Consider the following 26133-nt stretch of genomic DNA (forward strand, 5'->3'; position numbering starts at 1 on the left):
AACATGCGCAATCCGGATTATCCGGGTTGCGCATTTCACCTGCTCAGGCCCATGTTTTCGCTTTCCGCCAGACAAATCAGATCAAGACTATGCTCCCGCCCCCTCTCGTCATGAGACGGGCGAATGGAAGTTCTTGAAGTTTGCAACGGAACGCAGTTCTCTGGGGATTATCGTGTGAGCGCGCCTAGGGTCAGGACCCTGACGGGCACGTCAACAGGAAGAGTTAAACTCGATGTTCCATTTTGTCCTTCGCCGCTTGGCGAGTGCAGTGCCGACGCTGTTCATTGTCGTCACGCTATCCTTCTTCCTCATGCGTTTTGCGCCAGGAGGCCCCTTCAATCTGGAACGGCCGCTGCCGCCGGCGACGATGGAAAACCTGATGAAGGCCTACCATCTCGATCAGCCGCTGTGGAACCAGTATCTGCAATATCTCAAGAATGCGGTCACCGGCGATTTCGGTCCAAGCTACATCTACAAGGACAACACCATCGCTGAACTGATCGGCAAGGGTTTGCCATACTCGATCACGCTCGGTTCCTATGCGCTGTTGCTGGCGCTTTTTGGTGGCGTGTTTATCGGCACGATTGCCGCCCTCCGGCAAAACAGTTTTCTCGATTTCCTCATCATGTCCATCGCAACAGTCGGCGTTACGGTGCCGAACTTCGTTGTCGGTCCGGTCCTCACGCTGGTTTTCGCCGTGCTGCTGTCGTTGCTGCCCGCAGGTGGCTGGGGTGACGGCTCCTGGCGCTTTCTCATCCTGCCGATGATTGCCCTTGCCCTGCCGCAGCTCGCCGTCTTTGCAAGGCTGACGCGCGGCTCGATGATCGAGGGGCTGCACACGGATCACATCCGCACCGCACGCGCCTATGGACTACCGCCAAGAGTAGTCGTCATCACCCACGCCATGCGGGGTGCGCTGCTTCCGGTGGTATCGTATCTTGCGCCATGCGCCGCGGCGCTGTTGACGGGTTCTGCCGTGGTTGAATCGATCTTCACCATTCCCGGCGTCGGTCGATATTTCGTCCTGGGCGCGATCAATCGCGACTACACGCTCGTCATGGGAACCGTCGTTCTCGTCGCGATCTTCGTCATCGTCTTCAATCTTCTGGTCGATATTCTCTACGGCCTTCTTGACCCGAGGGTTCGTCATGACTGATCTGAGCGGTATCCCTACCACAATCATCCCGCCGGAAGAGTCCAAGGGGCGCAGCCTGTTTCAGCTCGCGGTTATTCGTTTCCGCCGCAATTATGCAGCCATGGCCGGCTGTGTGGTGCTGTTGCTGATCACCCTGTTCTCCTTCTTCGGACCCTATGTCATCAGTCATAAGTATGACGAGGTGTTCCCCTCCTACGTCAACGTCCCACCTAGCCTGGAGCCCTTGCCGAGGGCAGACACTCTCGGTGACGTGATGAAGGGTGTTGCCGATCGGGCCCGCGTCGAGCTGCGTGAGTTTGCCGTGGATGGCAATACGTTCACGGCGACGATCCACGCGGACAAGGCCATCGATCCGCGCTCGACCCGCTATTTCGACCGCGCCAACGAATTCGACAATACACAGGTCACCGCCACCGAAGAGGACGGCAAGACGCTCAAATTGACGGGCGACGTCAAGCGCGAATATTTCCTTTTTGGCACCGATCAAAATGGCCGAGACCTGATGGCCCGTGTCATGCTTGGTGGACAAATTTCGCTCACCATTGGCTGCCTCGCCAGCCTCGTATCGCTGTTCATCGGCGTCATCTATGGCGCCATATCCGGCTATCTGGGCGGACGGGTCGACAATGTCATGATGCGTCTCATAGAAATCCTCTATTCGCTGCCATTCGTCTTCCTCGTTGTGGTTCTGGTGGTGTTTTTCGGCCGGAGTTTCATTCTGATCTTTCTGGTGATCGGCGCAGTTGAATGGCTGGACATGGCACGTATCGTGCGTGGCCAGACGCTCGCCTTGAAGCGCCGCGAATTCATCGGCGCGGCGCAGGCACTCGGTTTGACGGACTGGCAGATCATCCGCCGGCACATCATTCCTAATACGATTGGACCGGTCGTTATTTTCGTCACGGTGGTCGTGCCGAAAGTGATCCTGCTCGAAAGCTTCCTGTCTTTCCTCGGCCTTGGCGTCCAGGAGCCACTTACCAGTTGGGGTGCACTGATCTCGGCGGGTGCCGACAAGATGCAGTCTTCGCCATGGTATCTGATTTTCCCCGCCATCTTCTTCGTCGTTACGCTGTTCTCGCTGAATTTCATCGGCGACGGCTTGCGCGATGCACTCGACCCGAAGGACCGCTGAGATGGATATGCGAGCCAATGTCCTTTCCGTACGCGGCCTCAAGGTCGACTTCACCACGCCGGACGGCGACGTCAAGGCGGTCAAAGGTATCGATCTCGATGTAAAGCCGGGTGAGACGCTTGCTGTCGTGGGCGAATCCGGTTCCGGCAAGAGCCAGACCATGATGGGTATCATGGGCCTCCTGGCCAATAATGGCCGCGTCACCGGCTCGGCCAAATATCGTGGCCGGGAGCTGATCGGTCTGCCGCTCAAGGGATTGAACGAGGTGCGCGGCGCCAAGATCACCATGATCTTCCAGGAGCCGATGACCTCGCTCGATCCGCTCTATACGATCGGGCGGCAGATCGCCGAGCCCATCGTCCATCACAAGGGGGTGAGCTTCAAACAGGCGAAGGTTCGCGTGCTTGAATTGCTCAAGCTCGTCGGCATTCCCGATCCCGAGCGCCGCATCAATTCCTATCCGCACGAAATGTCCGGCGGCCAGCGCCAGCGTGTCATGATCGCCATGGCGCTCGCCAATGAGCCGGATCTTCTCATCGCCGATGAGCCCACCACGGCTCTCGACGTGACCATCCAGGCGCAGATCCTCGATCTGCTGCGAGAATTGCAGAAGCGTTTTGGCATGGCGATCGTGCTCATCACCCACGATCTCGGCATTGTAAAACATTTCGCCGATCGTGTCGTCGTCATGCGTCGCGGCGAAGTCGTGGAGCGCGGCAATATCGAGCAAATATTCGAGCATCCAAAGGAAGACTATACGAGGATGCTGATTGATGCCGTGCCGAGCGGCGCCAAGGAGCCGCCGGAGGACAGCGCACCGATCATCCTCGAGGGCCGCAATGTGGCGGTGGATTTCGCCATTGGCGGCGGGTTCTTCACCAGGGCGACCAAGCTCTTCCGGGCCGTCGATGGCGTTACGGTCCGGCTGAAACGCGGACAGACCATCGGCATCGTCGGCGAATCCGGTTCCGGCAAATCGACACTTGGGCGCGCGCTTCTACGGCTGCTGCCAAGCAGCGGCCACTATCATTTCGGCGACAGGAACATCTCGAATTTCGACCGCTCGGCCATGCGGCCACTGCGCAAGGAATTGCAGCTGGTGTTCCAGGATCCCTATGGGTCCTTGTCGCCGCGGCAGACTGTCGGCGAGATCATCACCGAAGGTCTACGTATCCACGAGCCGCAATTGTCACGTGCCGAACGGGACAAGCGCGCCATCGCGGCGCTGAAGGAGGTCGGGCTCGATCCGGCCGCGCGCAACCGCTATCCGCATGAGTTCTCCGGCGGTCAGCGCCAGCGCATCGCCATCGCCCGCGCTGTGATTCTGAAGCCGAAAGTCGTCATCCTTGACGAGCCAACGTCAGCGCTGGACAGATCGGTGCAGGGGCAGGTGATCGAGCTCTTGCGCGATCTGCAGGAGAAGCATGGTCTTTCCTACATCTTCATCAGCCACGATCTCGCGGTCATCAAGGCGATGTCGGACTATGTGATCGTGATGAAGAACGGCAAGATAGTCGAGGAAGGCGAAACCGAGGATATCTTCGATACGCCGCACGACACCTATACCAAGACCCTTATGGCGGCTGCGTTCGATCTGGAATGATTTGCTCTTGCATTACTCAAGAACCAAGTCCACAGTTTCGTCTATACGTATAGACGCGGAGGTATAGAATGGCGTTTTCTGTGAAAGACAAAGCGACTGACGAAGCCGTCAGGCGCTTGGCAAAATTGAAAAATACCAGCCTGACAGAGGCCATCCGCGAAGCCGTCGTTCACGAGTATGATCGTGCCAAGAAAGAAACTCCGCTGCAAGAAAAGCTGTCGAAGATTTTTGAAGAGTACCGAAAGTACCCAAAGACCGGCCTCGAAGCGGATAAGGCTTTCTTTGACGACCTTTCGGGTAATGAATGATCTTTGTTGATGCATCGGCCCTGATCGCCATCGTCGATGGCGAAGACGACGCGGTTTCGCTTGCTGCCCGCCTGGCGGACGACTCGTCTGTCTATATCTCACCCATGGTGGTTTACGAATCCATAACCGGTCTTGCGCGCAAAAGGGCTTGTACGATCGAGGTCGCTGAACGAGCAATCGATATCTTCATCGATCAGACCGACGCTCAAACCCTCGACATCACCGCCGAGATCGGCAGAAATGCCGTCCAGGCGTTCAACACCTTTGGACGCGGGCGGCACAAGGCCGCTCTCAACATGGGCGATTGCTTTGCCTACGCCTGCGCCAAGGCGCATGACCTGCCGCTATTGTGCAAAGGCAGCGATTTTCCCTTTACGGATATCGAAATAGCCTGAACTAAAGCTCCTCCCGCCACGGCGGATTGGCGCCAGCGCGCGAAACTGTCACTGCCGCCGCCTTGACACCCAAGGTCAATGCATCGCGGATCTGCGCTTCGGTCAGGGTAGTCAGGGCGGATTTCACAAGCACCCCGGCCTCTTGCAGCGAGGTCAAAACGCCGGCGGTGAAGGTATCCCCAGCGCCGACCGTATCGACGACCGGTACGCGTTGCGCTGCGACATGCACCGTGAGATCGGCGGTATAGCCGGTCACGCCATCCGCGCCATGGGTGACGAGGATCAGCTTTGGTCCCTGCTGGTTGGCCGGGACGATCCAGCGGCGGGCAATCTCGTCCATGGTGCCGCTTTCGCCGAACCAGCGCATGTCCTCATCGGAAATCTTGACGATATCGGTCATGGCAATCATGCGGCGCATGCGCGCAAGGTGTTTCTCCTTGTCGGGAATGAACCCTGGCCGGATGTTCGGATCGAGGATGATCACGCGCTTTTCATGCTCGCGCGCCATCAGCGCCTCATAGGTCGAGCCGCACGGCTCCGGGATCAGGCTGATCGCCCCGAACTGCAGGGCAGTGACATTGTCGTCGAGCGCGGGCAGGTGTTCGATTGCGAGCGAGCGCCCCGCGCTGTTCTCGTCATAGAACATGTAGCTCGCCTGGCCATCGGTCAGGCGTACGAAGGCAAGCGTGGTGGGCTGCTGTGAGATATGCGCATAATGCGTGCCGACATGATTGGCGGTCAGGCTGTCCAGCAGCATCTGGCCAAAGAAGTCAGAGGAAATCCCCGAGAAGAATTCGGTCGGAACGCCAAGCCGTCCCAGCGCGATTGCCGTATTGAACACGGCGCCGCCGACATAGGGTGCAAAGGCAGGTTCGCCCTCGGCGCTCTTCCGCTGCAACATGTCGATAAGAGCTTCACCACAACACAAAATCATTGATCAATCTTTCCTGGATAAATGACACCCTTGCGGATGATGATATTGGCATAAAGCCGTGGCTCGCCCGTCGCAATGATGGTGTGAGCGTTTTTCACACGCGCATAGAGCGCATCGCCATCGAGCGCAACCAGCGCAAAGCCCGGCACGCGCCGGGCGCACACCGCTTCCATTTCATCGTGGACTGGATCGGCAAGCGGAGCGTTACCCTTCACCGACGCACGAAACAGCGCCTGCGGCACAAAGTCATCGACCGGCAGCACCTGCAATATGGCATCGAGCAACGGGATCAGAGGCAGGCCGTCAGCACGGATCAGCCGGCGCGCGTGCTCCAGCGCGGGATAGTTGGCATCGACGAGCGCGATCTCGTCGCCGTGCCCCATGGCGCGCAATGTCGCCAAGAGATCAGGGCCCAGCATGGGCGGAATGCCGATCAACACTTAACTACCCTTCCTGAAAAGCTTTTGTCCGAGAAGATACCGGTCCGACAAGGGCAGACTGGCAGCACCGAGTGCTCGCGCGTGAATGCCGACCGTTCCTTCGAAGATCGCCGGCAATTGAATGCCTTCCAGATCGAATGTTTCGACATGTCTGCGCACCGCGTCGACAATCCGCGCCCGCACGCTTGCCGGCATCCAGCCATCGATGATGGCCGCCTCGAAGTCCACCACCGAGGACGACGCGATAACGGCTTGCGCGATCGCCCTGCCGGCACGGTCGATCCACGCGTCGAGCTCTGGCCCCATCTCGCCCCAGTCTTCGGGCGAAGCCCAGAGCGGCGAGGGGTCCCGGCCAAGCTCGGTAACATCCCGCTCCAGAGCGGTGATCGACGCGATGTCGATCAGCTGGCGCGCGGCACCGTCCGGTCCGGGCACCGGCATCGAACCCAGCGCACCGGCATTGCCGCTGCGGCCCGCATAAAGACTGCCATTGATGACGATGCCGCCACCGATAAAGGAGCCGATGTAGAAATAGACGAAATCATTGATGTCCTTGGTCTGGCCGAACACAAGTTCAGCCCCGCAGGCGGCGGTCATGTCGTTCTGCAGATAAACCGGAAATGAACAAAGCGCCGCAACCGTCTCGCGAATATCGCAGTCGCGCCATTCGTCCATGACCGCCTGCGGTGCACCCACCGTATCGGCCCACTTCCACAATTCGAAGGGGGCTGCAATGCCAATTCCTGCGATCCGTTCGCGCTGTTTTGGCGCCAGCGCCTCCATCATCTGCGCCATGCCCGTGGCAGCGAAGCTGAAGATCGGTTCCGGCATTGGATAATCATAAGGCATGTGCAGCATGGAACGAATGCGGCCGATAAAGTCGATCAGCACCAGGTCGGCACTGCGGCGTCCGATCTTTAGCCCGAAGAAGAATGCGCCTTCCGGATTGAGTGACATCGGAATCAATGGCTGGCCGATGCGTCCACGCAGCGGCTCCTCTCTCGACAGGAGCTCGTCAGCTTCCAGCATGCGCATGATGATCGAGCTTGTCTGCGCCGAAAGCCCGGTCATCCGGGCGATAGCGGTTTTTGCCAGGCTGCCGTGCTGGCGCAGAAGCGAAAGCACCACGCGCTCATTATGATCGCGCATGCCACTTTGATTGGTACCGTGATGAAGCGTCAGCCTGGTTCCTCCCGTGCCGGAACGCTCCGATACTCGAATACTCAAGGACTTGGTCCTCCCATGAATATGGCGGACAATGGAGATATTGAGGAATGCTGTCAATATTAAATCAGAGTGATTTATTAATGTTGACAGGTCGCGACGAGTGGTATTTGCTACGCCCTAACACTTGGCCGGAGGACTGTCTGAGGTGTTTACGAGGAACAGGGCGCGACTAGTGTCGGCCCGTCGCGCCGTTGCGCGATTTTTGGGAGGAAGTGACATGCGTAGAAGCATCTATCTGAAATCGACTATCTTTAGCGCCGCCGCTGTGGCCATCGCCGCCTTGGCTGCTCCGGCACAGGCCGCCGGCGTCGGCGCATGCCTCATCACCAAGACCGATACCAACCCGTTTTTCGTCAAGATGAAAGAGGGTGCCTTGGCCAAGTCGAAGGAACTCGGCGTTGACCTGAAAACCTACGCCGGCAAGATCGACGGGGACAGCGAAAGCCAGGTAGCAGCCATCGAGACCTGCATCGCCGATGGCGCCAAGGGTATCCTGATCACTGCATCCGATACGGCCGGCATCGTTTCCTCGGTCAAGCAGGCACGCGATGCGGGCCTCCTTGTCATCGCTCTCGACACGCCGCTCGATCCGGCCGACGCGGCTGACGCTACTTTCGCCACCGACAATCTCCTTGCCGGCGAACTGATCGGCAAATGGGCTGCCGGGACACTCGGCGACAAGGCCAAGGACGCCAAGATCGCCTTTCTCGACCTGACACCGTCGCAGCCGACCGTCGATGTTTTGCGCGACCAGGGCTTCATGAAGGGCTTCGGCATCGATGTCGTCGATATCAACAAGATCGGCGATGAAAAGGATCCGCGCATTGTCGGCCACGACGTGACAAACGGCAATGAAGAAGGTGGCCGCAAGGCGATGGAAAACCTTCTGCAGAAGGACCCGAGCATCAATGTCGTTCACACGATCAACGAACCGGCTGCTGCCGGTGCCTATGAAGCTCTGAAAGCCTTTGGCAAAGAAAAGGACGTCCTTATCGTTTCCGTCGATGGCGGTTGCCCAGGCGTGAAGAACGTCGAGGCCGGCGTGATCGGTGCAACCTCGCAGCAGTACCCTCTGCTGATGGCGTCGCTCGGCATCGAAGCGATCAAGAAGTTTGCCGACACCGGCGAAAAGCCGAAGCCGACCGAAGGCAAGAACTTCTTCGACACGGGCGTTTCGCTCGTTACCGACAAGCCTGTTCAAGGTCTTGAGTCTATCGACGTCAAGACCGGCACGAGCAAGTGCTGGGGCTAATTCAATCAAGTCACCCCCCTCTGCCCTGCCGGGCATCTCCCCCGCAAGGGGGAGATCGAACCGTCAGGAAGATCTGTGCTATTCTTGCAGCGGTGGAATTGAGCAAAAACTGTATTGAAAGCTGATCTCCCCCCTTGTGGGGGAGATGTCCGGCAGGACAGAGGGGGGTGAGCGGCCGTGTTCGCTCGTCTCAAGATACAAATTTTCTCCGGAGGTCACATTATGACAGACACACAGCAAACGCCGCGAACACCTCAAGACTTCGAAAGCGCGGTGGCACGGGAAACTGCTGTTGCCAGCTTCGACACCCATGAGAAAAGCCCTCTCGAAAGGATAAGGCATTTCCTTCATTCCAGTCCGGCTTCCGTTCCCCTAATCGTTCTGGTGCTGTCTCTGGTGATCTTTGCGGTCATCGTCGGCTCCCGCTTTTTCACTCCGTTTGCGCTGTCGCTCATCCTGCAGCAGGTGGCGATCGTCGGCATTGTCGGCGCTGCACAAACCCTGGTCGTTCTCACCGCAGGTATCGACCTTTCGGTCGGCGCCATCATGGTGCTGACGTCGGTCATCATGGGACAGTTCACTTTCCGCTATGGCATGCCTGTCGAATTGGCCATCGCGTGCGGGCTCGCGCTTGGCGCGCTGTGCGGCTTTATCAACGGTGTCCTCATCGCTTATCTGAAGCTGCCACCTTTCATTGTCACGCTCGGCACCTGGCAGATCTATCTGGCGACGACCTATATCTATTCGGCAAACGAGACGATCCGTGCCCAGGATATCGAGGCGAATGCCAAGCTCCTGCAATTCTTTGGCGAGAAGGTCCCCATAGGCGGCGCCACCTTCACCTATGGCGTCTTCATCATGATCGTTTTGATCGCGATCCTATGGTACGTGCTCAACCACACCGCCTGGGGCCGCCATGTCTACGCCATCGGCGATGATCCGGAGGCGGCAAAGCTCTCCGGCGTCAGCACAAAGCGCGTGCTCATTGCTGTCTATGTCCTCGCCGGTCTCATCTGTGCGCTGGCCGGCTGGGTTTCGATCGGACGCAACGGCTCGGTTTCCCCGCAGATCGGCCAGTTCGCCAATATCGAATCCATCACCGCCGTGGTGATTGGCGGCATGTCGCTCTTCGGCGGACGCGGCTCCATCATGGGCATGCTCTTCGGCGCATTGATCGTCGGCGTCTTCTCCTTCGGCATGCGCATGTACGGTACCGACGTTCAATGGACGTATCTCATCATCGGTGTATTGATCATCCTGGCCGTCGCTATCGACCAGTGGATCAGAAAGGTAGCAGGCTGATGTCAAGAGAACCCATCCTTACCGCCCGCGGACTGGTCAAGCGCTACGGCCGCGTCACAGCACTCGATTACGCGGATTTCGATCTTTATCCCGGCGAAGTGCTGGCAGTGATCGGCGATAACGGTGCCGGCAAATCATCGCTGATCAAGGCGATTTCCGGTGCAGTGCATCCCGATGAAGGTGAAATGACGCTGGAAGGCAAGCCGATCCATTTTCGCTCGCCCATGGAAGCACGCGACGCCGGTATCGAAACCGTCTACCAGAATCTGGCACTCTCACCGGCGCTGTCGATTGCCGACAACATGTTTCTTGGCCGCGAAATCCGCAAGCCGGGCGTCATGGGCAGCTGGTTCCGCATGCTCGACCGCAAGGCGATGGAAACGAAGGCGCGGGACAAGCTCACCGAGCTCGGCCTGATGACCATCCAGAACATCAGCCAGGCAGTGGAGACACTCTCCGGCGGTCAGCGCCAGGGTGTGGCGGTGGCGCGTGCCGCCGCCTTTGGCTCGAAGGTCGTCATCATGGACGAGCCGACGGCGGCGCTCGGCGTCAAAGAGTCCCGCCGCGTCCTCGAACTCATCCAGGATGTGAAGAAACGCGGATTGCCGATTGTGCTCATCTCGCACAATATGCCACACGTTTTCGAAGTGGCCGACCGCATCCACATCCATCGTCTCGGCAAGCGTCTTACCGTCATCAACCCGACGGAATATACGATGTCGGATGCCGTCGCCTTCATGACGGGTGCCAAGGCACCGCCGCCCAGCTAGAACGAGACGAATTTGGATGGAAACGATGGCGCAGGTTATCTCTCCCCTTTTGGGAGAGATAACCTGGCGCCACTTAAGCGACTACAGTTAAAGGATTTTTTTGAGAATGAAACGTTCTGAAGTCAATGAGATCATCCGCGAAAGCGACAAGTTCATCCGTTCGTTCGGCTATGTCATGCCGCCTTTCGCCTATTGGTCGCCGGAAGAGCTGAAGACCCGAACCGCAACCGATTCGAAGGCCATCCTGCAGGCTCGGCTCGGCTGGGACATCACCGATTACGGCCAGGGCAAATTCGATGAGCTTGGCCTCTTCCTCTTCACCACCCGCAACGGCAATCAGGAAGATTTGAAAAAGGGCGGCGGTATGCTCTACGCCGAAAAAATCATGATCAGCCGCGAAAAGCAGCTGTCGCCGATGCACCGCCACATCGTCAAGGCGGAAGACATCATCAATCGCGGTGGCGGCACGCTGGTGCTCGAGCTCTTCAACTCCAATCCGGACGGCAGCGTCGACGAGAAAACCGACGTGGAAGTGGCCACCGACGGGCGCATCGTGCGCCAGAAGGCGGGTGGGCTGCTCAAGCTGCAGCCGGGCGAAAGCGTGACGCTTCTGCCGGGCAACTGGCACGCGTTCTGGGGCGAAGGCGGCGACGTGCTGATCGGCGAAGTCTCCACCGTCAATGACGATCTCACCGACAATATCTTCCGCGAACCGATCGGCCGTTTCTCCTCCATCGACGAGGACGAGGCGCCGCTGCATTTGCTGGTCTCCGACTACGACAAATGGCTGGCGTGACATCCGGAATGTGAATCTGTCGGACGGGGCGCCTCTGATCTCCTCGGGCGGCTGTCGGATCTGAATGAGTATACCCTGCTGGCAAAATCTCCTGTGCGTGGTTCGACAAGCTCACCATGAGGGCGCTTTAAAAGAGTTGTGCGTGTCCATGGGTGTCTAAAAGCCAGCATTTACTGGGGTTTGCCTTGTTATAAATGTCATAAGTGTTGTATGTGTCGTTATCCACACTAGGACAACGGCAGGGACACCATCGTGAGCAAGAAGAAGTTCGACACCCCGTTAACAGCTGCGATGATCAACAGTCTTAGCAAACCTGGCCGCTATCCGGAAGGTTCGATCAGCTGCTTGTATGTGAAGGTCCGGTCTGAAACCAGCAAGATTTGGATTTTCATGTCCAAACGTACCGGCGAGATGAGCCTTGGCAGCTGGACGGGCAATGGCAAGGCAGGGATGACCTCGATCCCCATGGCGCGCAAGAAGGCGCTGGCCATCCATGCCCAGATCGGCGATGGCAAAGACCCGCGTGCCGAGAAGCGGGCCAGCCTAATGACGTTCGGCAAGGCCGCGACGGCGACCATCGCCAGCATCAAGGCCGGTTTCAAGAGCAAGAAGACTGAGGAAGGATGGGAGCGCATCCTGCGCATCCATGCCGCGCCGATCACCGACACGCCCGTCAACAAGATCACGGTCGAGGACATGCTGGCCATTTTAAAGCCGATCTGGACGACAAATGCCGAAACCGCCAAGCGGCTGCGTCAGTACAGCGAGAAGGTCTTGGACTGGGCCACCGTCATGGGTTATCGCAGCGGTCCCAACCCTGCGCTGTGGAAAGGCAACTTGGACCATTTGCTGCCCAAGCGTCCGAGATTGCAGAGAGGCCATCATCCGGCTGTGCCCTATGCGGACATGCCTGCCTTCGTTGCGCGGCTCAAGGCGCTTGACGACGTGGCGACTCTGCCGCTGCTGTTGACGATCCTGTGCGCAACAAGGACGAGCGAAACGCTGCTGGCGAGTGGAAAGAGATCGATCTGGACAAGGCCGTGTGGACGATTCCTGCTATCCGCACCAAGACCGGCAAGAAGGACCATTGCCTTCCCTTGACCAAGCCTGCGTTGGCGCTGCTGGCCTCGCTGGACCGCGTAGAAGGCCAAACGCGGCTGTTCCCTGAACTCGGTCCCAACGCGCTGCTCGACTGCCTGCACCGGCTGGAACCGGATAAAACCGTGCATGGATTTCGGTCGTCCTTCCGTGACTGGGCCGGTGATGAAACCAACTTTGCCCGCGAGGTGATCGAGGAAACCATCGGGCATAAGGTCGGCGACGACACCGAAAATGCCTACCGGCGCGGCACGGCGATGAAGAAGCGCAAGCGCGTGCTAGATGCATGGTCCAGTTTCGTGACGGGCAAGCAACAAGACAACATTTTGGCATTCAAAAGCCGGTAACTTTTTAAAACCAATAAATACAATGGACAGGCTGAGAACAGATCGTGCTCAACGGCAAAGGACGCTGCACCAATTCGTGCAGCGTTCCGTTTGTGTTCTTCTTTCGATCTACTTTGGTTCTTGCCAAAAAGTCGCGAAACAGCTTGGATGACACTCAGAGACACCAACTGTTTGAGGATGACGACAATGGCCAAGGCCAAGGTATTTCCTGCATCGCCGACTCTTGTCCCGACCAACTATATCGCGGCGGATTTGAACATTTCCCGTGCCCATGTCTACCACATGGCGGAAACCTTGGACGACTTTCCGAAACCTGTCTTCATCGGCAGTCACCGCAAGTACGTGTTGCAGGACTATGAGCGTTTCCGGCGCAATTACATCGCCAAACATCAAGGCCGTGCCAAGCGCGGGCATGGGTTCATGCCGCTTGGCAGGACTTGCGTCCTCAATGCCGATGGCGGTCAGGGCAAGACTTATCTTGCACTACAGTTGGAAGTTGCGATGCGTGCAAAAATCCCGTTTCTCGGATTGCCGGTCAAGCAAGGACCGGTTCTGTTTTTCAGCGCAGAAGAGCCCTTACAGATTCTGCGCTATCGCATTGAGGCGATCTGCCTTGCCGAAGGCCTCAAGGCATGCGACCTCAGCGGCCTTCATGTTCTGGACCACTCGCGCGATGTGGCTTGGCTGTTCGAGGAAGACCGGCGCACTGGCCAGCTGCGCGAAACAGAGCGGTTCCGCTGGCTTTGTGAACTTGTCGAGACTATCCAGCCAGCAGCGCTCGTCCTCGACAACCGTGCGCGTATTTTCAGAGGCAACCAGAACGACAGCGGCCTTGCAACCGAAGTCATTGCCATCCTCGACCGGCTCGCGGCACGCCACGACATGTCGATCCTGCTGCTGTCACATCCCAGCTTGTCCGGCATTTCCAGTGGTCGCGGCGACAGTGGTTCGGTGGCTTGGTCGAATGCAGCACGGGCGCGCATGTATCTGCATCAACCTGGCGAGGATGCTAGAAGCGGGCCGGACGATGGCAAGCGCGTCCTCACCAGCATGAAAAGCAGCCACGGCCAGCAGGGCAAGAGCGTCAATCTGCAATGGCAGAACGGACGCTTCTATTGCGACTATCAGCCACCGAAAGCCGACGCTGGTACCTTGAGCGACGGTTCATAGCCAATGACGGCGAAGCTTTCGCTGTTGCTGCATTTGATTTTGAGCCAGTCGCCGGATCTGCCAGAACGATAGGTGCTGTTTTTATCCTTAGCGATAATCCCTTCAAGGCAGTGCGTACACGCGTTCCGCAAAAGGAGTTCTCCGTCGGTAGCCGGCTGGCGCTTGAGAGATGCGATGTGCTCCCGCCTTGCCGTGAGCTGCGCAATGTATAAGACCGGGCGGATCCGGGCGACTAGACGCACGGGTCGCGAAAAAGGAGGAGAGCTAAGACAGGATGTGACAACAACGCGACCCTATTCAAGTCGTATAAGTATCAGGCTTGGCGTTCCGAGTTCAGGTGCACTTCAATCAACCGCATGAGGGCTTTGCGGGCTTCTACCCTTGGGCCAACTGCCGCATGGCTTCATGGGTGGTTGTGGCGTTGTAGAGATTGCACATGGCTCGATGATAATTGATCCCTAATCGTTCGCAAGCTGCGGCATCTTCGGTCTTGACGAGCCAATAGTGTGTTCCCATTTTGTTCTCATGACGCCCTACAGCGGTACAGACACAATCGGTGGTCTCATCGATGACAACGGCAACAACCTGACCGCGCACTGCGGAAACAAGGGATGTGGCCGTCATGCCCCTATCGATCTGGCGAAACTTGCGGAGAAACTTGGTCGCGATCATGGTGCTATGGCGAAGGATTTGCTGCCAAAAATGCATTGTTCCGCCTGCAAGTCGCGGTTTTCTGCGATCACGATGAGTCCGAAGCATACTGGAGGTGGATTTTTAGACGGCTCCGGGATTTACGGCCCTACTCCAATTGCTGCTGTGGTGTTACGGAGCCGCGAATTGGTCCTTAGGCGCGTGCATCATCTTCACCAATTATAAAGCCCCACTGATACGCGGTAAGGCCGATTGGAGTTTTGCTGAACGATGGAATTGTGGGAACGGCATCAGGCCTGAGCGACTGGTAGCCGTCGATATAGCCTTCGTCGAAGGTTTTATGAGCGTTCCGAGGAATGTTCTTTGCGACTGACATGCGCACCTTTGATCGCGGAAGGCCTAACTTTATCTATTCTGTGCGACGCCACGCCCTTGCAGCCTTCTGCCAATTCGGCTTGCTTCTAACCGGTTCGTTCTCTGGCGGAGCAATGTAGATATGGGATTCCCGTGCGGCTTCTATGAATGAAACGCGCGCTATGGCCGGCGAACATTGGCCCGATAGGCACTGAAGCAGGATAACCTTTGCGTTAGAGAGTTTGGAACCGCCTCTTTCTGGCGGCCACTCTTCAACGATGAACTTCGCTGCGTCGTAAGCCGTGCCTATGCCGCGCATCTGCCCTGGCTGGCTCGTGAGTACGGTGACGGGTGAGAATGCTTTGTAGTCTTCTGCCATGGCGGTAGAAAAGCACAGCGGGTTTTAGGATTCCACCCCATCAAATTCTTTATGTAACCAAGTGGGCGCATTACGGAGGGGAAGAAATGGAAAGGAACGAGCTACTTCTGAGGCTTAAGGTCAGACGGTCTGTCGCAATAACTGGGATGTTAAAGAGCGGCGAGAATGACAAGTCACTTCGCGTTCTTAGCGAAATACAGGGATCGATCTCGGCACTTGAGGCGCATCTAGCAGAGAATGAAGGGCCAACGACGTCACCGTAACTTCACTCGTTAGCAGGGTGAGTTCTATTTGGCAGTCGGTGCGGATAGAAGCAGCTTGGGCTCAGCGAAACGCCTTACTAAAGGCGTTTTACCGAGCGGAACATTCCCTTGCGGTAAGCAGTTACAGCTCATCATGAGGAGACATTGATATGGGTGATCCAATACCTACCCCAGAGCCAGAACCGTACCCGCCTCTGCCGGACGATCCGCCTATCCCCGACCCTGATAAGCCAGGACCAGTACGGCCATTGACGGAGCCAACCCTCCTTAGATAGGCAATCGCACCTTTTTGCGAGACACAGTGCGATATTTGGTGTGATACATTTCCTGCGACAAGCTGCTAGAAACCCAGTAATTGCGGAACTTTTTTAAAATCTTCGAGTCGCTCTATCCGCACCTGAAACCATGTCCAAAGCGCGCGGATAGTTTGCAGCCAACCTATTGCGGCTTTTCCCACCAAGCGGCATCGAGATTTCCGTCCATGCCCAACAGCGCATCCATGATATCGTCGGTTTCCGGTTCGTCGGCACCGGGTAACCTTGCTCGTGCGGCCGGCGATAAACCGAGTTCGCTGCCGCACCGGTGCATTTCGGTGTGCATGTCTTTCAGGATCGAAAGCAACGGATTGCGGACACGCCCTTGTGGCGTCGCGACGATGAGACCCTCCAGTTTCAATGTTTTCTCGATCGCACGGCACCTTGCCCACGCCACCACCATCCGTTCCAGCACGGACACATCTGCGCCACTCAAGAGGGCAGGCGGCAGTGCGGCGACGATGCTGCGCCAAAGACCGAGTTCACCCCTGGTAAGATTGGACGGCGGCACCGGCAAGCCACGACCGCGCACATCCTCCTTGATCCGGCCGCGTCCCCTCTTTGCACGGTTTCCCTCTACAGCCTTGAGGATGCTCGATTTGGGCGGTCGTCCCATCGCCATCAGCGGAGTCCTCGCGTCTTCGTCACCATCTGGCTGTGCAGTTTCTCGATGCGGACAGCGATCCCATAGCCCGGACGTTTGGTCTTGCCTGACGCGATGCGCCATATCTGCTGCCTGCTACAGCCAACCTTGACGGCAATTTTGGGGATGGACATGCCGCCTTCCGTTTCGAGACCCGCGATCATCGCTTCAAAACGCTCGTTCATTTTTCCATCGTGAACCGGATATGACATAGCCCAAGTATATCCCAAGTCACCGCATTGTGGTATCCTGTTACCGCAAACATCGGCTGGCGCGCGTCGATCTCTGGTCCCTTTCCGGCCGGGCTTGGCGGTCAAACGAGGCGGCGCGCGCCTCACTTTGGAAAGGGTCACGATATGAGCATCCACCCACCACCGCCGCGGCAGCCGGACCTGCCAGCCTGGCTCATCATGGCGCAGAAGATCTATGTCATGTTCACCGTCGTTGAAGCGGCGATGCGTTCTGAGCGCAGGGAGCGTCAGCGGGAAATCGAGGCGAAGCCATTGGCGACGTGCTAGGCGAGGCTTTGAAAGGCGTTGATCAGCGGATCGATGCCACCCAGAAGCTCAGGCTTTCCATCCGCGAATGGCAGCAGGATCGCGAAGAGGAAATCCGCGACTTGCGCAGCGACATGGCCTCAATGAGAGCCGAACTTGCCGCCATGCGCAGCGAAAACGATGTCTTGCGGCGGTGCCTGTCACCGAAGGACAAGATCACCGCTGCCGATGCCGTCACCATGTTGAGGTCCGTGCGATGACCGACGCTGAACGCTTTGACGCTGCCATGGCGGGAACCGGACGTGCTGCGCTTGTGGTCGAGGCCGATGCGCCATGTTTCATTTGGATAATTCCTTGTCAGCAAACCGAACAGCAGTGCCTGTCGCTGCGAGGATCACCATGCCAGTTCCATTCGTGGTGTTGATCTGGGTGATCTGAAATGACAGTCCAACAATCGCATCGGCATCCATGGCGCGCGCCTGTTCTTCCATTTCGGCCACAGCGGTCTTGCGGCTGTCGGACATGACACCCTGCAGACTTTGCGCTCTTCCGCCAAAAGTGTCTCGCCAAGCGGTGGCGACATCTTTCAGCAAATTCATGCCGTAAGCGACCTCTGAATGGACCAGTCCGCAAACGTCGCCGATTTCCTTTGCAGGAACAGTTGGCGTCGTCGTCATGACAATCTTGCGCCCTTTGCGCTCATGCTGGCGCTTCTGTTCGGCGAGATTTTCGGCGCGTTGCGTTTGTGACTTGTCCTTGCAAGCAGCGCACATGCGTGCCGTTAAATCCCATGTGCCGATATCGACATCGCAGCGGCAACCGATGCAGTAGCGTTTGGACTTGGACGGTTCAAATGGAACGGTGTCTTCGACCGCCTGCGCGGGTTGGATAGTAGTCGGCATCGTCTTCCATTCGAGGTTCGGCTTATTCTTGCCAGTTAGAAAGTTCACTGCGTTGGTTCCTTGATTATTAGTCGGTTGGGTGGAGGCCGGAGCCCTTTTTTATTCGCACCAGACGCGGCAAGTGTCATTGCGGGTGATATTGAAGAGTTCGGCAGAAACACAGATGCCAAGGGGACTGCCGCTGAGAAAGATCACCTGATCACCCCTGTCCCATCCCAAGCAGTACAACTTAGCCTCGAAGACCTCACCATTGATGACGAAGGTTTCGTCGTTCGCGGCAGCTTCAATTGCATAGGTCGTGGCAGCAAATGTGGGGCTGGCGAATGTGCCGGCGATCATTGCAGCCAATAATTGTTTCTTCATACCCTGATTCCCCTTGCTGCTCGTTGTGCTCTAGTCATTCACAGGCGATGCCGTCCCCGTCCCTGTCCAGCTTTCTGGCATATCCCGCTTGGCCGACACGGATCGGCGCAGCACCGGCAGCACGCGCTGCGGTACAGTTCGGGAAATAGACGCCTGATGCTGCCGCTGGTGCTCTGTACACGGGCGCTATTGGTTGGACGCTAGAGGCTTGCGCCTGTCGCTTCGTTCCGCCAGAGGTGCCGCCAAGTTGCAGCAGTTCCAAATAGCCATTCGAGTCCGTGCGGATGCAGTAGGCGCGCATCGAATAATCCTGTTGCCATTGATTGGCGCACTTCTGATTAATCTGGTTGCGGACGCTTTCGGGAATGGCGCTGTAGTCCTGCGCCATAGCCGAACCGGCCAACATAACTGCGCCCAGTGCCGCAAAAAGTTGTTTCTTCATACCCCTGTTCCCCCTTTTATTACTGGCAGGATGCCGGATTGCGCACGCAAATCTCAGCCGTCTTCTTGCCATTTGGATTACGGACAGCGACTTTCTTGCCGTTGACGACCGCGACTTTGGTCGCCTCGACCGGCATCCACTTCCAGCCCTGCATCGTCATGCATTGCTTCTTGACGTAGGCCACGCGGATCGCGTTGCCGATGGCATTGCCAATGGCAGCACCGGCCACGAAGGATGCCGATCCCATGGCGAACTGCCCCTGCTGCGCGCCCATGGCCATCAGATTGCACTGCGCGTCGGCCATTTCGTAGGTTGGACCGTTGCCGATTTTCGTCCACTGGTTTTGCGCCATGGATGCAGTCGTGCCCATGGCGAGAATAACTGCTGCTACCCCAATTTTTGCGATGTAGTTGTTCATTTTAGATTTCTTTTCTTTGAGCGTCTCATCAGGCTGGCTCTGCTCACCCCCACCAGCGACGGGTCTTTTCGCCCGTTTCGACAAATCAATTCGCACCAGACGCCACAGGTCGGCGTGCCAGACGCAGCCGAGCGAAATCGTCTATCTAAAGAAATGCGAACTTCGTTTTTTGACGCTTCTGCTCGTGCGCAGCGCTTGACAATATCGACGCGGCTTCTGCCGTCTGAATTTTCGATTGTCGCAATAAGATGCGTCTTTTCCCGCCTTCGCCCCATGTGCCGTTCAGCGACACCATTCGCGCCTTCTAAAGGGGCGCTCTTCACAATTTGTTACGTAATATTAAAATTTCGAGCCATATGTCAAAATGTCGCACCGCTTGTTGGCATGGGCACTGGGTCAGGGTCGCGGTGAAAAAGGTGTAAACCGGCTTTACATCTTTTCCAAAGCCGCTCGAAAACCCGTACACCGGCTGTACCGGTTTTTCTCAACTTCGACAGACTCCGACCAGCGCCATACGAGCTACTCATCGGGATGAGAACAAAACAAGTCGGCCAGCGGAAGGGTTACGCCTTTTGGGGGATGGTCCAAAAACGAAGCGAGAACACCAAGCTGGTTGGTTGAGGTCGTTATCTCAGTTTCGGATCGTGACCGTAATCGAATTGCTTTGCTGCAGGTGGAGTAACAGGGGCATTCGCCGGAGCGATCCGGATGCCGTCTGCCTCGGTTCGCCGATCCAAACGACCAAGCACCGCACCGAAACCTAGTGCCAGCACTCCGAAACCAAACGCTGTGGTTGCCAATATTTCATGGATCGCCGAATTCGGTCCGAACATCACGGCTATGCCAGACAATATCTGCAAAATGCCCAATATGTAGATTAGTATTTTCATGATTTCCCCCCGTCTGACGGATCATTCGCAGACGTTTGGGAGCACGTCAATGTCAGCCGTACTGAACATCTTTCCCGATGTTAAGTGGCTCAACTTCGGGAGGACAGCGTCGGAAGTCCCGCCAATCTAATCCTCGTCCAAGGCCGTTGCCACTCGCATTGATAGCCTCGCATACTCTTGGCAAATGGCCTTCGTCAAATTTCCTGATGTCAGAAGCGCTACAGCAAGAACGGCGAACCAGGTAAGCCCGCTTTAGCCCCGACCGACGCCCGGCCTGGGCCCGATCTCGATCTTGACCTCACCTTTGCGTGTGCAAGCGGTGCAACGGAGCTTGGCCTCGATGTCCTTTAAGCTCATGGATGCCGGACTATTCGCGGCGCGGTAGAGGGTCTTTGGGTCGAGGAGAACGGCGTGCTTGCAGCGGGTGCAGGTGACACGGAGGACTTGCCAAGATGAGAAGTCAGATAGACGCATTGCGAACGTAGTCTCCAGAAAAAATGTGGTTCGCAACACGAGGGGAAAATTACCGCTGTTCGCGGATCGGGGCAATCGCTGGAAAAAAGTTATTTCCGACAAAGAAAGCCGCAAGACGAAGCACTCACGGTTCAGGGGGGACTGAGGATGTGAGTGCAGTTTCGGGCGCTTCCGGCTAGTTCCTGAACCAGCAATTTGATTGAGGGCGAAACTGCCGGTCAGCTGATGGAGATTATACACCTGTTTTGGGCGCCGAGGTTCCAATCACACTTATTTGTAACCTGGAAGGAAGAGCCGGTGGATTGCTGCTTGGCAAAGGACCAGGTGCGCGGTGGAACTCATTCGCCGCGTCGGGGCCAATTTGTCACCTCCTGGCGAGGTAATCTCCAAGGAACGCCGACAGGTCCAGTTTCAGCACCCCGCAAAACTGTATCAATGTCGAGACGGCCAGGCGATTTTTGCCAAGCTCGTACTTCATCACTTGCGTGTGGCTAATATCCAAAAGTTCGCCAAGCTCTGATTGAGTGAGGCCAGCGGCCAAGCGAAAGGCCTTCAGCTTTGCGCCAAGGTCTTTATCAATGCTGGCTGCTGCCGATTTACGAGTTAACGTTACCATCGCGCCGATTGAACCATGCGCCAATTAAATGATTGCTAAAGTAAAAAAACCGCCGCCGGGCTTTGGCCGCAGCGGCGGGGGCGCGGGACGGGGTGGCCTTTGCCTACCCGATAATTTACGCTGCGACCGAAGAAGCGACAATCAGGGGTTTCCCTAAGCAAAGCCGGACTAGTCCCCTTTCGAAGGGAAAATGAAAAGACCCAGCCCGCATGGCTTGTGGACTCTGCGGGGCTGGGTCGGGACGTTCGTTTGGAAAACTACGTCAAATGGACATTAGACTCGTGGTGCCACCTGTCGTTAACGACAGTGTCTATCGTCGTTGGCTCGCCGGTAACGCTTCTGATAATCTCCCGCGAACGGGGGACTAAAACTAGATGACTGACGATGAGAAACTCATAGACGAGATCAATAAGCATGTGCAGATGGCCGAGGCGATAAGGCCCAGCACTATGGATCGCGCTGCTCTCACAGATTTGCTGCGGTACCGCTTTCCGCACCGCGACCCTGACGATATTGAGGATCAGCTTATCGTCGCTTGGCAGAAGCACAGTCTCTTTTGGACCTCTGGCAGTGGAAGGCTCCGCTCGCAGCGCGCGGACAGCGCCGGAAGTCCCGCCAATTTAATCCTCATCCAGCCTGCGCAGATGCCGGTAACCGATCTGATGCAGAACAATGCTGACGAGCAGGACGGATGCAAAGACCACGAGGCCCCATAACCGGTCGTGACTGAACGTGGCAAAAAAGAAATAAGAGCCGAGGCCGCCGACAGCGAACAGAGTTAATGGCCAAGCCGTTGTAGAACGTCGCTCGAAGTAAAATCTGGGCCTTGCGATTCTCTCATGGTCAAGCTCTGCTCCGAAAGCCGGACAGAACCCAACCCAAACCAAGGCCAGCTAGTAGAAGCGATAGGGGAACGAGCACACCTATACCTATTGCGTCTTTAATGCTGGCTTTTCTCCTTCCCGCCGCCGCATCGATCGATTTAGCAGACATGATGGCGTCCATGCGTTCAGCGTGAACTTGAAGTTCGGCGTCGCTCTGATGCGACGGGATATATAGGTCGGCGGTCCAGTCCGGCTGATTTGCTATCGCGATTAGCGACAGCGTTCCTGAAGCTTTCCAACTGGCCAGTTCGTTGGCACGTGGCGTATCCGCGTTGTAGATTTCATACTGGTTGTTGCCTGGGTTAAAAAAGTAGTGTGCCATGCCACCGATATAGCCGCTCGGATACAGAATCTGGTCGTAAGTAAAGATGCCAACCACGACTAACCACACCACCGTCAGCGCTACCCAGAGTCGGAAGAAACCACCACGCCAGTTCATTGTACCCTCGACTCCCATAGTGTCTGACAGCATGGCGCACAGCGATTGACGATCAATTAATAGCCCTAGCTGCCACCGGCCTGCCACACGGCGGGGCGAGGAACGCGTTTTAAGGTTGGGCGGTATGAATGGATCTGATAGAACGCATGCGCGGGCGGCCAAATACAAAAATATCGACTAGGACAAGCAGTGGGACTAAAAACCAAAACATTTAATTGCATTGCGATATCAATGCGTTAGCTTATGTGTTTACGCCCCATGAGGGAGGTTGTCGGACTGCAGGGTAGTCGCCAATGTTGCAATTCTTGACTCCCTGCAAAGCACAGATCTCCCTCATGGTGAAGCTTCATCATAGCGAGATTGCCGAGCTAAGAACCACGCACAATGCATATGCAATCTCTGAAATGCGATTGTCCTGGGGCAAGGGGGGAGATACAACTGCGGTGTCGAATATCCCAATGAGCACACAACCATGCTGACCACCCTCGAAGATCTGGTTCCGGAGATACTTGCCCGGGCGGCAGGTACTCCTCGCTTGATCGTGGCGATTGCCGGTCCTCCGGGATCAGGCAAATCCACCGCGTCCGCCGCGCTTTGTGCGGCCATCAACATGCGGGAAGCGGACGCAGCGATCGTCGTGCCGATGGACGGGTTTCATCTCGACAACGCCATTCTCGATGCGCTGGACCTGCGCAAGCGCAAGGGCTCACCGCCGACCTTCGACGTAGCCGGTTTCGAGGTGCTGTTGCGGCGGCTGCGCGAGACACGCGAGGACGTCGTCATTCCGCTGTTCGACCGCAAGCTTGATCTGGCGCGGGCAGGGGCTGGCATCGTCAAGGCCGATCAGCGCATCCTCCTTGTCGAGGGCAACTACCTGTTGCTCGACCAGCCGCCATGGGACCGGCTGGCACCGCTCTTCGACGTGACGATCTTCCTCGACGTCGACCGGCTCGAACTCGAAAACCGGCTGGTGCAGCGCTGGCTCGCCCACGGCCATAATGTCGGCTCGGCGCAGGCGCGCGCTCTCGCCAACGACATGCCCAATGCCGAACTGGTGCTCGAGGCCTCGAGGGCGGCAGATTATACGGTCAAAAACTGATTTTTAAGACAGAGAGCGAAAACCAGAACATTTTTCGCACGAACTTCGACGATTCCTGCACAAGAAATTCTGAAACTGATGCAAGACTGTGCGATTCTGGCGCAAAATTTTCAACCGATACGGGAACTTTGGTTGCGCCCGGTAGCAATTTCGGTCTCTTGACTTTCACCCTTGCAAGATGACAATCCTGCTCCGCCAATACCGTTCCGATAGTGGAATTTTCCTCGTGAGTTTCCTGCCATGATGCCCTCTGCCATATTTCCGGATCTGAAAGACCGTTCCGTACTCATTACCGGGGGAGGGTCGGGCATCGGTGCCGCGCTCACCGAAGGCTTCATCGCCCAAGGCTCGCGTGTGGCCTTTATCGATATCGCCGAGGAGGCCTCGCGGGCCCTCGTAGACTCCCTGGACAACCAGTACGGCAACCGCCCGCTTTACCTCAAAGCGGACCTTTCCAACATCGAAGCCCTGCGGAACGCGATTGCGCAAGCCATTGATAACAATGGACCAATTACGGTTCTTGTCAACAATGCGGCTTGGGATGACCGGCACGATATCGACGATGTGACGGTCGAATACTGGGACAAGAACCAGTCGATCAATCTGCGGCCGCAGTTCTTTGCGGCGCAGGCTGTCGTTCCCGGCATGCGGCAATCGGGTGGCGGTTCGATCATCAATTTCACCTCGACTTCCTTCATGATCAACCAGGGCAATCTGCCGGCCTACACGGCGGCAAAGGCTGGAATCATCGGCCTTACCAAAGGGTTGGCCGGGCGGCTCGGACCGGAAAAAATCCGCGTCAATGCCATCGCGCCGGGCTGGGTGATGACTGATCGCCAGCGCTCCCACTGGGTCACGGAAGAAGGCCTGCGGGTCCATCTCAACAAGCAGGTTCTGCGCGAGGAAATCCTGCCCGGCGACATGGTCGGACCGTGCCTGTTTCTCGCCTCCGATGCTGCCCGCATGCTTAGCGCCCAGACGCTGATTGTCGACGGCGGCTACCTGTGAGTAATACGGCCTGTTACGCGCTAAGTGATTGGGGAACAACCCGTTTTCGCCTCTGGCTTGTCGACGGCAAGGGGCATGTTCTGGCTGAGAAACGTTCCGATGACGGCCTCGATACATCGCGTAATCGCGGTTTTACGCAGACGCTGGAGGGCCATTTGTCAGCGCTTGGAGCGCCTGCCGATCTGCCCGTTATCATCTGCGGAATGGCCGGATCGCGCCAAGGCTGGGTCGAGGCGAAATATGTGCCGGTTCCGGCTGATCTTAAGGCCATCCTTTCCGGCGCAGTGAAGATCGAAGGCATCGCCCGCGACGTGCGCATCATTCCCGGACTATCGCAGTCCGGAACTTCGCCCAATGTCATGCGAGGCGAGGAAACCCAACTGCTCGGCGCGATCTTGGATCGCAATTTATCCAATGGAATCATTGCGATGCCGGGAACGCACTCCAAGTGGGTCACGTTGAAAGAGGGGAGGGCGAAGAGCTTCTCCACCTATCTTACGGGCGAACTTTACGCGCTGCTCGCCTCGCAATCGATCTTGCGGCATTCCATTGGCGACGCCGCTACAGCCGCTTCGCCGGACCATCTACAATTCAAGGCCGCGGTCGACCTCATGTTGTCCGGTGAGCGTATGCTTGGCGGACTTTTCGGGATTCGCGCCGCCATGCTGCTCGATAATTTATCCCCGGAAGGCGCGGCGTCGCGTCTGTCCGGTCTGCTCATCGGCGCGGAAATTGCCGGCGCGAAAGCAAAATCTGGTAGCAGAAACAATGTGATACTTGTCGCCTCCGGTGCGATGGCGGCGCTTTACAGCAAGGCGCTTCATATCGCCGATCTCGATTTCGATCTCGTCGACGCCGACGAAGCCGTGAGGAAGGGCCTCTTCGTAGCCGCCTCCAGCATTTGGCCGGCCAAAGGATAGTTCATATGTCTCAAGTCTCCGCTCCTTGGCCGCATCTGAAGCGCGATCTCATTGCCATCCTGCGCGGCGTCAAACCGGACGAGGTTCTGGCCATTGGCGAGGAACTGGTCGAGGCGGGTATCGACGTTATCGAAGTACCACTGAACTCACCGGAGCCGTTCCAATCCATTGAATTGCTTGCACAAAACTTGGCGTCGCATGTGTTGATCGGCGCGGGAACCGTGCTTGATCCTGCCGATATCGCACGGCTCGATGCGGCTGGCGGGCGATTGATGATCAGTCCGAATGTCGATGCGGAAGTGCTTGCCGCCGCGGGCAAGGCAAACATGGTGACGATGCCCGGTGTCTTCACGCCAACTGAAGCTTTGGCTGCACTGAAGGCCGGCGCTTCCGGTCTCAAATTCTTCCCCGCGAGCGCACTCGGACCTGACGGGATCAAGGCAATCAGCGCCATTTTGCCGAAGGATACGGTGATTGGTGCCGTCGGCGGTGTCGATGAGACGACGTTTGCTGCCTATAAAGCGGTCGGCGTCCGCACATTTGGTTTGGGCTCGAGCCTCTACAAGGTCGGTGCCACCTCGTCGTTCGTCCGGGACCGCGCGAAGGCGACGGTCGAGGCCTATGATCGCGTCTTTGCTGGGTGATGA

General features: G+C 57.1%; 33 protein-coding genes. 19 read left to right on the top strand and 14 right to left on the bottom strand.

Annotated elements, in window-relative coordinates; translation table 11 throughout:
* The first annotated feature begins 232 nt into the window (after positions 1–232).
* From oppB to C7476_RS16680, 5 genes are all read left to right on the top strand, one after another.
* A complete protein-coding gene (gene oppB / locus C7476_RS16660; protein ID WP_114431018.1) occupies positions 233–1156 on the top strand; it encodes an oligopeptide ABC transporter permease OppB in 924 nt (307 codons plus the stop codon).
* Positions 1149–2288 carry an ABC transporter permease subunit gene (locus C7476_RS16665; RefSeq protein ID WP_114431019.1) on the top strand — a complete coding sequence of 380 codons (1140 nt, stop codon included), beginning with the start codon at positions 1149–1151 and terminating at the stop codon, positions 2286–2288. Before oppB ends, C7476_RS16665 begins: the two co-directional genes overlap by 8 nt.
* Positions 2263–3891 (top strand): ABC transporter ATP-binding protein, encoded by a 1629-nt coding sequence (locus C7476_RS16670; RefSeq protein WP_181872472.1) that lies wholly within the window; start codon positions 2263–2265, stop codon positions 3889–3891. The genes C7476_RS16665 and C7476_RS16670 overlap by 26 nt, the downstream gene beginning before the upstream one ends.
* 68 nt (positions 3892–3959) lie before the next feature.
* Positions 3960–4199 carry a type II toxin-antitoxin system VapB family antitoxin gene (locus C7476_RS16675; protein ID WP_114431021.1) on the top strand — a complete coding sequence of 80 codons (240 nt, stop codon included), beginning with the start codon at positions 3960–3962 and terminating at the stop codon, positions 4197–4199.
* Complete coding sequence (locus C7476_RS16680) at positions 4196–4594, top strand: type II toxin-antitoxin system VapC family toxin (RefSeq protein WP_245426388.1); 399 nt, start codon at positions 4196–4198, stop codon at positions 4592–4594. The genes C7476_RS16675 and C7476_RS16680 overlap by 4 nt, the downstream gene beginning before the upstream one ends.
* 1 nt (position 4595) lies before the next feature.
* Here C7476_RS16680 and C7476_RS16685 read toward each other — a convergent pair whose 3' ends face one another.
* The 3 genes from C7476_RS16685 to C7476_RS16695 are packed head-to-tail and all read right to left on the bottom strand — an operon-like array spanning position 4596 to position 7117.
* Positions 4596–5528 (bottom strand): carbohydrate kinase family protein, encoded by a 933-nt coding sequence (locus tag C7476_RS16685; RefSeq protein WP_114431022.1) that lies wholly within the window; start codon positions 5526–5528, stop codon positions 4596–4598.
* The gene (locus C7476_RS16690; protein WP_114431023.1) at positions 5525–5968 is read right to left on the bottom strand and encodes an RbsD/FucU family protein; all 444 of its coding nucleotides are present in this window, start codon (positions 5966–5968) and stop codon (positions 5525–5527) included. Before C7476_RS16690 ends, C7476_RS16685 begins: the two co-directional genes overlap by 4 nt.
* Entirely contained in the window at positions 5969–7117 is a 1149-nt protein-coding gene (locus C7476_RS16695) for an ROK family transcriptional regulator (RefSeq protein WP_114431024.1), read from the bottom strand.
* A 313-nt stretch (positions 7118–7430) separates the two neighbouring features.
* On the opposite strand from C7476_RS16695, the gene C7476_RS16700 reads away from it, so the two are divergent.
* The 7 genes from C7476_RS16700 (at position 7431) to C7476_RS16735 (ending at position 13930) form a co-directional block, all read left to right on the top strand.
* Complete coding sequence (locus C7476_RS16700; protein WP_114431077.1) at positions 7431–8447, top strand: sugar ABC transporter substrate-binding protein; 1017 nt, start codon at positions 7431–7433, stop codon at positions 8445–8447.
* Between the two features lie 222 nt (positions 8448–8669).
* The gene (locus tag C7476_RS16710; RefSeq protein WP_114431025.1) at positions 8670–9749 is read left to right on the top strand and encodes an ABC transporter permease; all 1080 of its coding nucleotides are present in this window, start codon (positions 8670–8672) and stop codon (positions 9747–9749) included.
* Entirely contained in the window at positions 9749–10519 is a 771-nt protein-coding gene (locus C7476_RS16715; RefSeq protein WP_114431026.1) for an ATP-binding cassette domain-containing protein, read from the top strand. Before C7476_RS16710 ends, C7476_RS16715 begins: the two co-directional genes overlap by 1 nt.
* Before the next feature lie 106 nt (positions 10520–10625).
* A complete protein-coding gene (locus tag C7476_RS16720) occupies positions 10626–11315 on the top strand; it encodes a D-lyxose/D-mannose family sugar isomerase (RefSeq protein WP_114431027.1) in 690 nt (229 codons plus the stop codon).
* A 252-nt stretch (positions 11316–11567) separates the two neighbouring features.
* Positions 11568–12416: a tyrosine-type recombinase/integrase gene (locus C7476_RS16725; RefSeq protein WP_147274670.1), complete on the top strand. Its 849-nt coding sequence runs from the start codon at positions 11568–11570 to the stop codon at positions 12414–12416.
* Positions 12413–12760 (top strand): site-specific integrase, encoded by a 348-nt coding sequence (locus C7476_RS16730; RefSeq protein ID WP_114431029.1) that lies wholly within the window; start codon positions 12413–12415, stop codon positions 12758–12760. Before C7476_RS16725 ends, C7476_RS16730 begins: the two co-directional genes overlap by 4 nt.
* 186 nt (positions 12761–12946) lie before the next feature.
* Positions 12947–13930 carry an AAA family ATPase gene (locus C7476_RS16735; protein WP_181872473.1) on the top strand — a complete coding sequence of 328 codons (984 nt, stop codon included), beginning with the start codon at positions 12947–12949 and terminating at the stop codon, positions 13928–13930.
* A 375-nt stretch (positions 13931–14305) separates the two neighbouring features.
* On the opposite strand, the gene C7476_RS16745 is transcribed toward C7476_RS16735, so the two are convergent.
* The 4 genes from C7476_RS16745 to C7476_RS28190 all read right to left on the bottom strand — a co-directional run bounded on the left by C7476_RS16745 (position 14306) and on the right by C7476_RS28190 (position 16719).
* A complete protein-coding gene (locus tag C7476_RS16745) occupies positions 14306–14554 on the bottom strand; it encodes a hypothetical protein (protein ID WP_147274671.1) in 249 nt (82 codons plus the stop codon).
* 436 nt (positions 14555–14990) lie between these two features.
* Positions 14991–15314 (bottom strand): DUF982 domain-containing protein, encoded by a 324-nt coding sequence (locus tag C7476_RS29440; protein WP_114431033.1) that lies wholly within the window; start codon positions 15312–15314, stop codon positions 14991–14993.
* Positions 15315–16015: 701 nt separating this feature from the next.
* On the bottom strand, positions 16016–16513 hold the full coding sequence (locus C7476_RS16760; protein WP_181872474.1) for a phage terminase small subunit P27 family: 498 nt from the start codon (positions 16511–16513) through the stop codon (positions 16016–16018).
* Positions 16513–16719 (bottom strand): XRE family transcriptional regulator, encoded by a 207-nt coding sequence (locus C7476_RS28190; RefSeq protein WP_181872475.1) that lies wholly within the window; start codon positions 16717–16719, stop codon positions 16513–16515. Before C7476_RS28190 ends, C7476_RS16760 begins: the two co-directional genes overlap by 1 nt.
* 171 nt (positions 16720–16890) lie before the next feature.
* Between C7476_RS28190 and C7476_RS28195 the strand changes: the two genes are divergently transcribed.
* Together C7476_RS28195 and C7476_RS16765 are read left to right on the top strand one after the other, a co-directional pair.
* Positions 16891–17052 (top strand): hypothetical protein, encoded by a 162-nt coding sequence (locus C7476_RS28195; RefSeq protein WP_181872476.1) that lies wholly within the window; start codon positions 16891–16893, stop codon positions 17050–17052.
* 8 nt (positions 17053–17060) lie between these two features.
* On the top strand, positions 17061–17291 hold the full coding sequence (locus C7476_RS16765; RefSeq protein ID WP_147274672.1) for a hypothetical protein: 231 nt from the start codon (positions 17061–17063) through the stop codon (positions 17289–17291).
* Positions 17292–17369: 78 nt separating this feature from the next.
* On the opposite strand, the gene C7476_RS16770 is transcribed toward C7476_RS16765, so the two are convergent.
* The 6 genes from C7476_RS16770 to C7476_RS16800 form a co-directional block, all read right to left on the bottom strand.
* Complete coding sequence (locus C7476_RS16770; RefSeq protein WP_147274673.1) at positions 17370–17981, bottom strand: YbjQ family protein; 612 nt, start codon at positions 17979–17981, stop codon at positions 17370–17372.
* Positions 17982–18032: 51 nt separating this feature from the next.
* Positions 18033–18296 (bottom strand): hypothetical protein, encoded by a 264-nt coding sequence (locus tag C7476_RS16775; RefSeq protein WP_114431037.1) that lies wholly within the window; start codon positions 18294–18296, stop codon positions 18033–18035.
* 34 nt (positions 18297–18330) lie between these two features.
* A complete protein-coding gene (locus tag C7476_RS28510) occupies positions 18331–18738 on the bottom strand; it encodes an excalibur calcium-binding domain-containing protein (protein ID WP_245426389.1) in 408 nt (135 codons plus the stop codon).
* A gap of 19 nt (positions 18739–18757) precedes the next feature.
* Positions 18758–19156, bottom strand: coding sequence for a hypothetical protein (locus C7476_RS16785; RefSeq protein ID WP_114431039.1), 399 nt, complete (start codon positions 19154–19156; stop codon positions 18758–18760).
* Between the two features lie 626 nt (positions 19157–19782).
* Positions 19783–20046, bottom strand: coding sequence for a hypothetical protein (locus C7476_RS16790; protein ID WP_114431040.1), 264 nt, complete (start codon positions 20044–20046; stop codon positions 19783–19785).
* Positions 20047–20884: 838 nt separating this feature from the next.
* Complete coding sequence (locus C7476_RS16800; RefSeq protein ID WP_147274674.1) at positions 20885–21160, bottom strand: helix-turn-helix domain-containing protein; 276 nt, start codon at positions 21158–21160, stop codon at positions 20885–20887.
* 350 nt (positions 21161–21510) lie between these two features.
* Between C7476_RS16800 and C7476_RS16805 the strand changes: the two genes are divergently transcribed.
* Positions 21511–21852, top strand: a complete 342-nt coding sequence (locus tag C7476_RS16805; RefSeq protein ID WP_114431043.1) for a hypothetical protein — start codon at positions 21511–21513, stop codon at positions 21850–21852.
* 127 nt (positions 21853–21979) lie between these two features.
* Here C7476_RS16805 and C7476_RS16810 read toward each other — a convergent pair whose 3' ends face one another.
* Positions 21980–22459 carry a hypothetical protein gene (locus C7476_RS16810; protein WP_147274675.1) on the bottom strand — a complete coding sequence of 160 codons (480 nt, stop codon included), beginning with the start codon at positions 22457–22459 and terminating at the stop codon, positions 21980–21982.
* Positions 22460–22931: 472 nt separating this feature from the next.
* On the opposite strand from C7476_RS16810, the gene C7476_RS16815 reads away from it, so the two are divergent.
* The 4 genes from C7476_RS16815 to C7476_RS16835 all read left to right on the top strand — a co-directional run bounded on the left by C7476_RS16815 (position 22932) and on the right by C7476_RS16835 (position 26130).
* Positions 22932–23558: a nucleoside triphosphate hydrolase gene (locus C7476_RS16815; protein WP_114431045.1), complete on the top strand. Its 627-nt coding sequence runs from the start codon at positions 22932–22934 to the stop codon at positions 23556–23558.
* 240 nt (positions 23559–23798) lie between these two features.
* On the top strand, positions 23799–24566 hold the full coding sequence (locus C7476_RS16825) for an SDR family NAD(P)-dependent oxidoreductase (protein ID WP_114431047.1): 768 nt from the start codon (positions 23799–23801) through the stop codon (positions 24564–24566).
* A complete protein-coding gene (locus C7476_RS16830) occupies positions 24563–25486 on the top strand; it encodes a 2-dehydro-3-deoxygalactonokinase (RefSeq protein WP_114431048.1) in 924 nt (307 codons plus the stop codon). The genes C7476_RS16825 and C7476_RS16830 overlap by 4 nt, the downstream gene beginning before the upstream one ends.
* Before the next feature lie 5 nt (positions 25487–25491).
* Positions 25492–26130 (top strand): 2-dehydro-3-deoxy-6-phosphogalactonate aldolase, encoded by a 639-nt coding sequence (locus C7476_RS16835; protein WP_114431049.1) that lies wholly within the window; start codon positions 25492–25494, stop codon positions 26128–26130.
* Positions 26131–26133: the final 3 nt, after the last annotated feature.

It is taken from the genome of Phyllobacterium bourgognense (assembly GCF_003337575.1).
In the GTDB taxonomy this organism is placed as follows: Bacteria; Pseudomonadota; Alphaproteobacteria; order Rhizobiales; family Rhizobiaceae; genus Phyllobacterium; species Phyllobacterium bourgognense.

Bases quoted from the DNA above. Each gene is read 5' to 3' on its own strand.
- C7476_RS28510 (WP_245426389.1), bottom strand. From the start codon at position 18,738: ATGAAGAAACAACTTTTTGCGGCACTGGGCGCAGTTATGTTGGCCGGT.
- C7476_RS16715 (WP_114431026.1), top strand. From the start codon at position 9,749: ATGTCAAGAGAACCCATCCTTACCGCCCGCGGACTGGTCAAGCGCTAC.
- C7476_RS16775 (WP_114431037.1), bottom strand. From the start codon at position 18,296: ATGAAGAAACAATTATTGGCTGCAATGATCGCCGGCACATTCGCCAGC.
- C7476_RS28190 (WP_181872475.1), bottom strand. From the start codon at position 16,719: ATGAACGAGCGTTTTGAAGCGATGATCGCGGGTCTCGAAACGGAAGGC.
- C7476_RS16825 (WP_114431047.1), top strand. From the start codon at position 23,799: ATGATGCCCTCTGCCATATTTCCGGATCTGAAAGACCGTTCCGTACTC.
- C7476_RS29440 (WP_114431033.1), bottom strand. From the start codon at position 15,314: ATGGCAGAAGACTACAAAGCATTCTCACCCGTCACCGTACTCACGAGC.
- C7476_RS16745 (WP_147274671.1), bottom strand. From the start codon at position 14,554: ATGACGGCCACATCCCTTGTTTCCGCAGTGCGCGGTCAGGTTGTTGCC.
- C7476_RS16695 (WP_114431024.1), bottom strand. From the start codon at position 7,117: ATGCGCGATCATAATGAGCGCGTGGTGCTTTCGCTTCTGCGCCAGCAC.
- C7476_RS16685 (WP_114431022.1), bottom strand. From the start codon at position 5,528: ATGATTTTGTGTTGTGGTGAAGCTCTTATCGACATGTTGCAGCGGAAG.
- C7476_RS16710 (WP_114431025.1), top strand. From the start codon at position 8,670: ATGACAGACACACAGCAAACGCCGCGAACACCTCAAGACTTCGAAAGC.
- C7476_RS16735 (WP_181872473.1), top strand. From the start codon at position 12,947: ATGGCCAAGGCCAAGGTATTTCCTGCATCGCCGACTCTTGTCCCGACC.
- C7476_RS16760 (WP_181872474.1), bottom strand. From the start codon at position 16,513: ATGGCGATGGGACGACCGCCCAAATCGAGCATCCTCAAGGCTGTAGAG.
- C7476_RS16835 (WP_114431049.1), top strand. From the start codon at position 25,492: ATGTCTCAAGTCTCCGCTCCTTGGCCGCATCTGAAGCGCGATCTCATT.
- C7476_RS16670 (WP_181872472.1), top strand. From the start codon at position 2,263: ATGCACTCGACCCGAAGGACCGCTGAGATGGATATGCGAGCCAATGTC.
- C7476_RS16815 (WP_114431045.1), top strand. From the start codon at position 22,932: ATGCTGACCACCCTCGAAGATCTGGTTCCGGAGATACTTGCCCGGGCG.
- C7476_RS16665 (WP_114431019.1), top strand. From the start codon at position 1,149: ATGACTGATCTGAGCGGTATCCCTACCACAATCATCCCGCCGGAAGAG.
- C7476_RS16680 (WP_245426388.1), top strand. From the start codon at position 4,196: ATGATCTTTGTTGATGCATCGGCCCTGATCGCCATCGTCGATGGCGAA.
- C7476_RS16785 (WP_114431039.1), bottom strand. From the start codon at position 19,156: ATGAACAACTACATCGCAAAAATTGGGGTAGCAGCAGTTATTCTCGCC.
- C7476_RS16790 (WP_114431040.1), bottom strand. From the start codon at position 20,046: ATGAAAATACTAATCTACATATTGGGCATTTTGCAGATATTGTCTGGC.
- C7476_RS16805 (WP_114431043.1), top strand. From the start codon at position 21,511: ATGACTGACGATGAGAAACTCATAGACGAGATCAATAAGCATGTGCAG.
- C7476_RS16675 (WP_114431021.1), top strand. From the start codon at position 3,960: ATGGCGTTTTCTGTGAAAGACAAAGCGACTGACGAAGCCGTCAGGCGC.
- C7476_RS16720 (WP_114431027.1), top strand. From the start codon at position 10,626: ATGAAACGTTCTGAAGTCAATGAGATCATCCGCGAAAGCGACAAGTTC.
- C7476_RS16810 (WP_147274675.1), bottom strand. From the start codon at position 22,459: ATGAACTGGCGTGGTGGTTTCTTCCGACTCTGGGTAGCGCTGACGGTG.
- oppB (WP_114431018.1), top strand. From the start codon at position 233: ATGTTCCATTTTGTCCTTCGCCGCTTGGCGAGTGCAGTGCCGACGCTG.
- C7476_RS28195 (WP_181872476.1), top strand. From the start codon at position 16,891: ATGAGCATCCACCCACCACCGCCGCGGCAGCCGGACCTGCCAGCCTGG.